The sequence below is a fragment of the Halobaculum gomorrense genome (genome assembly GCF_900129775.1).
GTDB lineage: Archaea > Halobacteriota > Halobacteria > Halobacteriales > Haloferacaceae > Halobaculum > Halobaculum gomorrense.
Map to the genome: position 1 here is coordinate 169,953 of NZ_FQWV01000008.1, position 9,153 is coordinate 179,105.

General features: G+C 71.5%; 10 protein-coding genes. 5 read left to right on the plus strand and 5 right to left on the minus strand.

Features of this window, described 5'->3' with window-relative positions; genetic code table 11:
* Positions 1–94: 94 nt before the first annotated feature.
* Genes mch through BUE16_RS13815 form a run of 3 tightly spaced genes read left to right on the plus strand, consistent with a single transcriptional unit; the run spans position 95 to position 2,363 of the window.
* Complete coding sequence (gene mch / locus BUE16_RS13805) at positions 95–1,030, plus strand: methenyltetrahydromethanopterin cyclohydrolase (protein ID WP_073310712.1); 936 nt, start codon at positions 95–97, stop codon at positions 1,028–1,030.
* A gap of 18 nt (positions 1,031–1,048) precedes the next feature.
* Positions 1,049–1,651 carry a hypothetical protein gene (locus BUE16_RS13810; protein ID WP_073310714.1) on the plus strand — a complete coding sequence of 201 codons (603 nt, stop codon included), beginning with the start codon at positions 1,049–1,051 and terminating at the stop codon, positions 1,649–1,651.
* Positions 1,644–2,363 (plus strand): HAD family hydrolase, encoded by a 720-nt coding sequence (locus BUE16_RS13815; RefSeq protein ID WP_073310765.1) that lies wholly within the window; start codon positions 1,644–1,646, stop codon positions 2,361–2,363. The genes BUE16_RS13810 and BUE16_RS13815 overlap by 8 nt, the downstream gene beginning before the upstream one ends.
* Before the next feature lie 6 nt (positions 2,364–2,369).
* On the opposite strand, the gene BUE16_RS13820 is transcribed toward BUE16_RS13815, so the two are convergent.
* Together BUE16_RS13820 and BUE16_RS13825 are read right to left on the minus strand one after the other, a co-directional pair.
* On the minus strand, positions 2,370–3,992 hold the full coding sequence (locus BUE16_RS13820; RefSeq protein WP_073310716.1) for a GTPBP1 family GTP-binding protein: 1,623 nt from the start codon (positions 3,990–3,992) through the stop codon (positions 2,370–2,372).
* A 112-nt stretch (positions 3,993–4,104) separates the two neighbouring features.
* Positions 4,105–4,650 carry a J domain-containing protein gene (locus BUE16_RS13825; RefSeq protein WP_073310718.1) on the minus strand — a complete coding sequence of 182 codons (546 nt, stop codon included), beginning with the start codon at positions 4,648–4,650 and terminating at the stop codon, positions 4,105–4,107.
* A gap of 141 nt (positions 4,651–4,791) precedes the next feature.
* On the opposite strand from BUE16_RS13825, the gene BUE16_RS17030 reads away from it, so the two are divergent.
* Positions 4,792–4,932: a hypothetical protein gene (locus tag BUE16_RS17030; RefSeq protein WP_200778446.1), complete on the plus strand. Its 141-nt coding sequence runs from the start codon at positions 4,792–4,794 to the stop codon at positions 4,930–4,932.
* A gap of 124 nt (positions 4,933–5,056) precedes the next feature.
* Here BUE16_RS17030 and BUE16_RS13830 read toward each other — a convergent pair whose 3' ends face one another.
* Positions 5,057–6,823, minus strand: coding sequence for a sensor histidine kinase (locus tag BUE16_RS13830; RefSeq protein WP_073310720.1), 1,767 nt, complete (start codon positions 6,821–6,823; stop codon positions 5,057–5,059).
* A gap of 105 nt (positions 6,824–6,928) precedes the next feature.
* Positions 6,929–7,789 carry an orotidine-5'-phosphate decarboxylase gene (gene pyrF / locus BUE16_RS13835; RefSeq protein ID WP_073310722.1) on the minus strand — a complete coding sequence of 287 codons (861 nt, stop codon included), beginning with the start codon at positions 7,787–7,789 and terminating at the stop codon, positions 6,929–6,931.
* A 108-nt stretch (positions 7,790–7,897) separates the two neighbouring features.
* Here pyrF and BUE16_RS13840 point away from each other — a divergent pair, with 108 nt between their 5' ends.
* The gene (locus tag BUE16_RS13840; RefSeq protein WP_079991669.1) at positions 7,898–8,887 is read left to right on the plus strand and encodes a bile acid:sodium symporter family protein; all 990 of its coding nucleotides are present in this window, start codon (positions 7,898–7,900) and stop codon (positions 8,885–8,887) included.
* A gap of 11 nt (positions 8,888–8,898) precedes the next feature.
* On the opposite strand, the gene BUE16_RS13845 is transcribed toward BUE16_RS13840, so the two are convergent.
* Positions 8,899–9,153, minus strand: a 255-nt coding sequence (locus BUE16_RS13845) for a zinc ribbon domain-containing protein (protein ID WP_143165446.1), incomplete at its 5' end; no start/stop codon positions are given.

Sequence of the window (9,153 nt, forward strand, 5' to 3'; positions counted from 1 at the left end):
GCCGCTGACCGAGAGATCAGAATAGGCTGACCCGTACCGAGAGGTCCCGCAGACACAAGACCGAACTTAACTCGGATGCCGACCAAGCCCGCCCATGGACAGCCTCAATCGCATGGCGGTGGAGCTGGTCGACGAGGCGCTCGACTTCGCCGATGAGCTCAACATCGCCGGCTACGAGCTCGACTCGGGCGCGACCGTCGTCGACTTCGGCGTCGACGCCGACGGCGGCCTCGAGGCCGGCTTGCTTCTCGCAGAGATTCAGACCGCGGGCCTCGCGACCCTCCAAACGCGGATGGGCCGCGTCGACGACTCGCCGACGCCGTACGTCGAGTTGACGACCGACCACCCCGGGATCGCGCTGCTCGGCTGTCAGAAAGCCGGCTGGGAACTGGAGACAGAGCACTTCGCCGGGCTCGGCTCCGGCCCCGCCCGCGCGCTCGTCGGTGAGGAGCGCGAGTTCCAGGCGCTGGGCTACTACGACGAGTTCGACCTCACGGTCCTGTGCGTAGAGAGCGCGACGCTCCCCGACGACGAGGTGGTCTCCGAGGTCGCCGAGACGGCGAACGTGAACGAGCCCGCCGTGTTCCTCCCGACGACGGCGCTCGGCTCCACGGCGGGGAGCGTGACCGCGGCGGCGCGCGCGGCGGAACTGGCGGTCTTCCGTCTGTTCGAGTTGGGGTACGACCCCGAGCACGTCAAGTCGGTGGCAGGCTCCGCGCCGGTGGCGCCCGTCAGCTACGATGAGACGGAGGCGATGGGTCGGACGAACGACGCGCTCGCGTACGGCGGCGAGGTTCACCTCACCGTCGCGGAGGAGTTCGACCGCTTCGACGAGGTTCCCTCCAGCGCCGCCGCCGAGCACGGCCGCCCGTTCGCGGAGGTGTTCGCCGACGCCGACTACGACTTTTACGAACTCGACGAGTCGGTGTTCGCGCCCGCCGCGGTCACCGTCGACGTGCTCGACGGGCCGACGTACGCGCTTGGCGAGACGCGCGAGGACCTGCTCGCGGCGTCGTTCGACTACCAGTGAGCTCCCGACGGCGGTGACATGAAGTTCAAACTCGTCCCGGCGGCGCCCGACACCGTTGCGTTCGTCGCCGACGCGCAGGCGGCCGTCCCACTGGTTCCAGGCAGCGAGGACGACTGCTGCGCCAGGCTGATGCGGCGGCTCGGCTTCCGCTCGCGCGATGTGGCCCGGACGTGGCTCACGTTCCTCCGGGCGCTCGATCTCGCGACGGAGACCGACGACGGGTTCAAACGGCTCCGGGGCGACCCGACGCCGGCGTACCTCCGCGAGCACGTCCTCTCGGGGGTGTACGGCGCCACCGACGTGGCCGACGCGCTCCTGGCGGCCGACGCGGAGGGCGGATCCGGCGGTGCCGCCGCCGGCCTCACCGCCGACGAGGTGTTCGCGGCGTTCGTCGATCTCGTCCCCGACTGGGAGCGGTTCCGGACGAGTGACTGGGAGTCGGTGTGGCGAGAGCGCGTGGGACGCCACCTGGCGTGGTTCGTGCTGCTCGACCTCGCCGCCGAGCGCGACGGCACATACGCGGCGACAGGGGCCCTCCGGGAACTCCGCACCGACCGCGACCTCCGTGGCGACCGCGACGACCACGACGATCCCGGCGATCGTACCGAACGCGATGCGTGAGGACGCGGGCCCGCCGAGACTCGTATCTCCGCTGGCCGACGCCGGTGGGATCACGTTCGACCTCGACGACACGCTCGTCTCCTACCGCCGCTTGCCGGGGGAGGTGCTCGCGGCCGCCTTCGGCACCGTCGGCGTCGATTCGGTGTTCCCGGTGGAGGCGTACTACGACCGCTTCGCCGAGTTCAACGACCGGACCGACTCCATGCCGGAACTCCGGAGGGCGTGTTTCGCCGCGCTTTGTGCCGAACGGGACCGCGACCCGGACCTCGGGCGCGCGGTCGCGGACGCGTTCGCCGCCGAGCGCGACCACGCGAACGTGGCGTGGCGACCGGGCGCGCGCGACCTGCTCGACGCGCTCGACGCCCGCGGCGTCTCCTACGCCGTCGTGACCAACGGGCCGCCGGACGCGCAGGCCGCGAAGGTTCGGGCAGTGGGCCTCGACGACCGCGCGGTCGCCGTGGTGTTCGCCGGTCACGACGCGCCCGCGAAGCCCGATATCGGCGCCTTCGAGGCTGGACTCTTGGCCCTCGGGATCGCCGCCGGCGACGCGGTTCACGTCGGCGACTCGCCGGAGTCGGACGCCGCGGGGGCGCTCGAAGCGGGGATGGATGCGGTCCTCGTCGGCGACCGCGAACCGACCCCGCCCGGGGCGGTGCGGGTGCCGTCGCTGGCGGTGCTCTTGGATCCGACCGTCGACGACCCGAGAAACTGACGCCTGCTACTCGTCGGCGTAGCGCACGCCGGTGACGGTGCCGACGCCCTTGCTCCGGCCCTCGCGGAAGACGAACCGCTGCCCCTCCTCGACGAGGTACGGCTGGAACTTGAACCGGACCTCCGTCTCCCCGGTGTCGCCGGGGAGCAGTCGCCCGCCCTCGGGGTGAAAGACCGCGGCTTCGCTGACGGTCTCCAGGTGGACCACCGGCTCGTACCCCTCCTGGATCCGCGTGGGGTGGTTGAGTACCATCACCTCGGCGTCGAACGAGCGGACCGGTCGCGGCTCGGAGTCACGCGGCACCAGCGCCATCCCGCGCTGGACCTCGGTCTCTTTCACGCCCTTCAGCGCGATGCCGACGATACGGCCCGCGCGAGCCTTGTCGACGCGGTGGTAGTGCATCTCGATGGAGCGCACCTCCACCTCGCGGAAGGAGCCGTCCGGCATCGGGCCGAGCAGGAGCTCGTCGCCCGCCTCCACCTCCCCCGAGCGGATCGTGCCGGAGGCGACTGCGCCGACGCCCTTCACGTCGTACGACCGGTCGACGTACATCCGGAAGTCGCCGTCGGCGTCGTCCTCGCGCTTCGGGAGGCTCTCCAGCATCCGGTCGAGTTCGCCCAGTCCCTCCTGGGTCACCGCGGAGGTGAGCAGCACGGGCACGACCCCGTCACCGATCTCCTCGACTGCGGTGGCGACGCCGTGGCGCCCGACCCGGAGCGGGGTCTCGCCAACGTCGCGCAGCATCGACTCCACCTCGCGCTCGACCTCCAGCACGCGCTCCTCCGACGGCGCGTCGACCTTGGTGATCGCGACGAACGTGGGCAGTTCCATCGCCAGCAGGATGCCGAGGTGCTCGCGGGTGGTCTTCGTCGGGCCGTCGTCGGCGGCGACGGTGAGCAGGCCGTAGTCGAGCTTCTGGCCGACCAGCCCGCGGATCGTCGTGCGGAGCCACGGCTCGTGGCCCACGGTGTCGACGAACGAGACGAGGCGGTCGGCCTCCTCGACGACGCGCGCGCGGTCGGACTTGCGGTCGGGGTTGTCCATGCGGACGGGCCCGTCGTCGTCGAAGCCGTAGACGCCGTAGCTCAGGTCCGCCGAGAGCCCGCGGTCCACCTCGTGGGGCTGGACATCGAGGTACGAGCGCGTTCCCCCCTCGCCGTCGTCCGCCTGCCCGGTGACGAGCGTGCCGACGAGCGTCGACTTCCCGTGGTCGACGTGGCCGGCGGTGCCGACGACGATGTGGTCGTCGTCGGCCTCAAAGGCGGCGCCCTCGCGGATCGTCGCCAGTCCCACGAGACCGCCCTCGGCGTCTCCCGACCCGGCGGCCCACGTCTCCACCTCGTGGATGTGGGCGTCGGCCTCCTCGGCCAACAGCGAGAGCACGTCCATCGACTCCGAGAAGGCCGTCGGCGCGATGCCGGCGATCCCCCCGTCGTCGGTCACGCCGATCACGTACAACGCTTCGCCGTCTCCCGAAAGCACCCGGTGGCGAAGCTGCGCGGCCAGCGACTCCATGCGGCCCTCCGCGAGATGTACCTCACGCGTGAGGCGAGTCTTGAACTCGACGTTCCCGCCCTCCTCCTCGCCGCGCTCGATGGTCCGTGTGAGCACGGCCCGGTCAGCGGCCATGTCAGACGGGTAGCGTCGGGCGAGTATAACGGTTTTCACGTGTGTGGCTACCATTCTCACAGTAGCGCGAGCCCGGATCACCGGAGCGTGCGGCCCCGTCGGCCGCGCAGGGTCACTCCGTCTTGAGCGTCTCGTACGCCCGGTTGACCCGCTTGAACTCCTCCTCGTCGCCGCCGGAGTCGGGGTGCGTCTCCTTCACGCGGTCGCGGTAGGCCGCTTTGACCGCCGATTCGGAGGCGTCGGCGTCGACGCCGAGGGTCCGGCGGGCGTCGCCGGGCGGCATCCCCGCGTTCCCGCTCATCGCAGCGCCGCCGGTCGGGCCCCGCCCGCCCACTCGCGACCGCTGCGTCCCCCTCGTGCCCCGAGGGCCGGCGCGGCCGCCGTCGCCCATCCGAGCGCGCGCCTCGCGGGCGAACCGGGAGTCTCCTCCGGGCGGGGCCTCATCCGCTCGGCGGCCCGCACGCCGACGCGCGGCGCGCGAGCGCATGTCCTCCTTCAGGCGGCCCGACGCCTGATACCAGAGGAAGTACGCGGCCGCGCCCGTCGGGATCGCCGCGAGGAACACGAACGGCGAGTAGGCGATCGCAAGCATCGCGAGGGTGGCCGTCAGGCCGGCGAGCACGGCGGCGATCCCGAGCAGGAGTACGTCACGATCCACACTCGCGATCGGCGGCGCGCGACCGTAAACCCCTCGCCGACAGCCTGCGGCGGTCTCCCGCCCGCACCAGTTCCAGGCGCGTGCGCACCGCCAAAGGGACCAACTTCCCGCGTCGTGTCCGATCGAGTACGGCTATCAGCGATGAGCGTCACCGGCCGCTGTCAGATCTGCGAGCGCGCCGAGGCGACCCACAGCTGTCCGCGGTGCGGGACGGCCGACTGCGACGACCACTGGAACGATGGGCACGGCGTCTGCGACGACTGTGCCGCGTCTTCCCCGTGAACAGCGGGCGGTGTGCGTCGAGCGGTGTGCGACGGGCGACGAGCGGTGTGCGTTGAGCGATAGATGGCCCGCATCGGGAGCCCGCAGAGCACAGACCGGGGTCAGCTCGCGACGCCGGACCGGATCACTCCGGTCCGGAGCCCGCGGTCGGCGGCCTCGACCGTCTCCCTTCAGCCCGGGGAAGCGTCACCGTAACTGCGGTTCCGCTCGGCTCCCGGTCGTCGAACGCGAGGTCGGCGCCGAGCACGCGGGTCCCCCAGCGAACCACCCACAGCCCCAGCCCGCTCCCGTGCGTCAGGTCCGTCTCGGTCCCCGAGCGGATCCCCTCCAACTCGGCTGCGGGCACCCCCGGACCGTCGTCGGCGACGACGAACTCGACGCCGTCGGCAGCATCGGTCACCGCGATCCGAACCGCGGCGCCGTCGCCGTGTTCGAATGCGTTATCGACGAGGTTCCACAGCACCGTCTCCAGCACGGCCGCGCGCGCGGTCACCGTGAGGCCGTCGGGGACGCTCGCGGCGACATCGCCGTCGGGATACGACTCGCGCGCGCGTCGAACGAGATCGTCGCACAGCTTCGCGACCGCGATCTCCCGCGGCGCGGCGTCGTCCGCGAGGACCGCCTCGGCGTCCCTGGCCTTCTCGCCGAGCCGCTGGAGCGCGCGTCCGCGCCGGGCGATGGCGTCCGCGAGCGACCGATGTTCGTCGGCGACCCGCTCGGTGAGCAGGTCGGCGTTCCCCACGACGACCGTCATGTCGTTGCGGAGGTTGTGTCTGAGCACGCGGTTGAGCACCTCGAGTCGCTGACGGCGGAGTTCGCGCTCGGTCACGTCCGCGAACGAGACCGTGTAGCCGACGGTCCGACCGGTGTGATCGCCGATCGGTGACGTGGTCGCCTCGTACGCGCGATAGCCGGCCCCGTCGGTCACCTCGATGCGCTGTGGTCCCTCGGCGCCGAGCTCGACGCCCGAGACGTACGCGCCCAGGGGTTCGCCGGCGACGCCGCCCACGCTGTCCTCACCGGCGACGCCGCTTTCGTCGCCCTCGCCGGGATCGCCGTCGTCGCCGACCCCGAGGATCGACTCGGCCGCGGGGTTGAACTCGACGATCGCCCCTTCGGTGTCGACAACGACGAGCCCGACACCCACGTCCTCGATCGCCGCCCGGCGTCCGAGCGTCTGCGTCGCCGGGAGCAGCCCCAGCAGATCAAACCGGAACAGGGCGACCCCGAACAGCACGCCCGTCACCGCGAGCGTCAGCGGCGTCAGGTCGAGCGCCGGCGCCGGCGGGAGGAAGAACGTCGCCTTCACGTGGGCGGCGAAGCTGACGGCCGCCCCGACGATGAGCGCGAGCCCCTGGTCGCGGTAGCGCTCGCCGTACGAGAGCATCGGTTCGAGCAGGAACACCATTCCCGCGCCGATCACCGTCCAGCCGAACCCGGCGTGGAGGTAGAACCACGGTCCGGGGTCGAACGTGACCGTCGCGGTCCCGATCGTCGGCGCGATCCGGTAGTTCGTCCACAGCAGGTCGTGGACCGGTACCGTCGCCACGAGCAGGATCGTCGCCACGGGAATCACGGCGACGGCGGCGACGAGTCGGCGAGTGATGTACTCGCCGCGGCCGGCGTATCCGAGCGCGAAAAACAGCCACGCAGGCGCGACGATCGCCTTCCCGACCTCCAGCGGCACTTCGAGCGCCAGTCGGACGACGGGATCGAAGACGGTCAAGGCGACGGCGTAGGTGAGCGACCAGACGGCGACGCCGACCATCATGGCCGCGAACGCCGTCGCGCCCGGCTCCGCTCGGTTGCGCCAGGCGTACCCACCGACGACAACCGCCGTCACGCCCGCCAGCAGCGCGAGCACGACGACGGCGACGCCGGCGACTGACATGGGTCTACTGCACGTCGAACACGTATATACGGTCCCCCTTCCGAACGCCGGCCGCTTCGTCGCTGCCGCTCGCCGCGGGGTGTGCGCCCCTCCCGATGGCGGCGATCACTCGCGGTACCGATTCAGGCGGTCGCGGAGGCGCTTTGCGGCCTGCCCCGACGCCTTCGCGAAGTCCTCGCCCGCGTCTCGCACCTCCGACGCTCGACCTCCCGAGACGCTTTGCGACCCGCTCTCCTCGCCGGCGAAGATGATCCCCCGAGAGGAGTTGACGAGGCCGACGCCGTCGGCGAGCCCGTGGTCGACGGCCGCCTCGGCGTCGCCGCCCTGCGCGCCAACGCCGGGCACGAGAAACGGGAGGTCGGGGACTGCCTCGCGCAGATCCGCCAGCTCGTCGGGCGCCGTCGCGCCGACGACCAGTCCGACGTTGCCGCGCTCGTTCCACAGGTCCGCCAGAGCTGCGACCCGACGGTACAGCGGCTCGCCCGAGTCGAGTTCCAGGTCCTGCAGGTCGGCGCCGCCGGGGTTAGAGGTGCGACAGAGAATAAACACGCCCTTGTCGGCCTTCGAGAGGAACGGCTCCAGCGAGTCGCGGCCCATGTACGGGTTCGCGGTGATCGCGTCGACGTGCTCCAGCAGTTCCGCGTACTGTCTCGCCGTGTTGCCGATGTCGGCCCGCTTGGCGTCCAGCAGGACGGGAACGTCCTTCCCGTGGGCGTACGCGACCGTCTCCCGCAGGCTGCGCCAGCCGTCGGCGTCCTCGTAGAAGGCCGCGTTCGGCTTGTAGCAGGCGGCGTACTCGTGGGTCGCGTCGATGATCCGACGGTTGAACGCCCACCGCGGGAGGTCTCGCTCCAGCAGGTGCTCGGGGATCCGGTCGAGGTCGGCGTCGAGTCCGACGGAGACGACGGTGTCCCTCGACTCGATGCGGTCGCGGAGGCGCTTGAAGAAGGCGTTGAACTCGGGCATGCGCGGCGCTTCGGCGCGTGACGGATAATGGTTCCCGGTTCGGTCGGCGCGTGAGGCCCGTCGGCCTGAGACCCGTCGGTCAGTGAGAACGGACCGGCGCGGGCTCGGATGAGCGGCCCCCGGCGGTCGTGTGTCCCCGACGCGAAGCATCGACAGCTACACCGCCCCGGAGGCGAGACGACCGGCGTGCTCCGCCGCCTCGCCGCCGCCGTCGACGACTACCTGCTTGTCTGGGTGCTCGGCGCCGTCGCCGTCGGGCTCGCGATCCCCCCGCTGGCCGCGCTGAAGCCCCTCTCGACGCCGCTGCTCGCCGTCATGATCGGGTCGGTGTCGCTGACGCTGTCGCCCGCGCGGTTCCGCGGCGTCAGGGGACGCCCGCTCGCGGCGGTGCTGGCCGTCCAGACGGCGATGCCGCTCGCCGCCCTCGCGCTGGCGCGCCTCCTCGGGCTCCCGGCGGCGCTCGCCGCGGGGTTCGTCGTCCTCGGCGCCGTCACGCCCGAGCTGGTGACGCCGACGATGACGGAGCTGGCCGGCGGCGACACCGCGCTCTCGACGGTCGTGCTTGTGGTCGTGGGGATCGCGACGCTCGCGACGGTGCCGGCGGCGACGACGCTCCTGCTCGCCGGGAGCGTCGCCGTCGACGCGTGGCCCATCGTCCGACAGCTCCTCGTCTCGGTCGTCGCGCCGATGGCGCTCGCCGTCGGCCTCCGAGCGCGGTTCCCCGACCAGATCGCTCCGTACGACGACCTCTACTCGTCCGTGTCGGGCGTCATGGTCGTGCTCGTCATCGGCATCGTCGCTGCCGACAACGCCGCGCTCGTGCTGGCCGGTGACGGCGCGCTCCTCCCGGTCGTCGCGGGCGCGCTCGGGCTCAACCTCGCGGGCTACGTCGCGGGGTGGCTCGGGGGCACCGTGCTCGGGTTCACCCCGGGCGAGCGCGTCGCCTCGACCCTCTGCGTCGGGATGCGCGACTTCGCGGTCGCGGCCGCGCTGCTCGTCGCCGCGGGGTTCCCGGCGGCGGCGACGCTCCCGGCGGTGGTGTTCGGCGTCGTCGAGATGACGACGAGCGCGGGGCTGGCACGCTACTGGGCCGAGTGAACTACCCTACCCTACTCGCTCACGGCTTTCGCCGTTCGCTCCTTGAGAGTAGGGCTTCCTGCTTCCACGACGCGCTTTGCAGATACCGAGGTATCCACAGGGAGCGCAGTCTCCACAGCCGTTGATTCAGAGTATCCCACTCTTACGTCTTCGAGGCCGCGAGAAAGGATGTTCCACGCCGCATTCGCGTCCCTGTCCGCCTCAAACCCGCAGGCAGGACAGGAGTGTTCACGGACCCACAACGGCTTGTCGGTCGAAACGCCACA

Bases quoted from the DNA above. Each gene is read 5' to 3' on its own strand.
- pyrF (WP_073310722.1), bottom strand. From the start codon at position 7,789: ATGCCCGAGTTCAACGCCTTCTTCAAGCGCCTCCGCGACCGCATCGAG.
- BUE16_RS13840 (WP_079991669.1), top strand. From the start codon at position 7,898: ATGAGCGGCCCCCGGCGGTCGTGTGTCCCCGACGCGAAGCATCGACAG.
- mch (WP_073310712.1), top strand. From the start codon at position 95: ATGGACAGCCTCAATCGCATGGCGGTGGAGCTGGTCGACGAGGCGCTC.
- BUE16_RS17030 (WP_200778446.1), top strand. From the start codon at position 4,792: ATGAGCGTCACCGGCCGCTGTCAGATCTGCGAGCGCGCCGAGGCGACC.
- BUE16_RS13820 (WP_073310716.1), bottom strand. From the start codon at position 3,992: ATGGCCGCTGACCGGGCCGTGCTCACACGGACCATCGAGCGCGGCGAG.
- BUE16_RS13810 (WP_073310714.1), top strand. From the start codon at position 1,049: ATGAAGTTCAAACTCGTCCCGGCGGCGCCCGACACCGTTGCGTTCGTC.
- BUE16_RS13830 (WP_073310720.1), bottom strand. From the start codon at position 6,823: ATGTCAGTCGCCGGCGTCGCCGTCGTCGTGCTCGCGCTGCTGGCGGGC.
- BUE16_RS13815 (WP_073310765.1), top strand. From the start codon at position 1,644: ATGCGTGAGGACGCGGGCCCGCCGAGACTCGTATCTCCGCTGGCCGAC.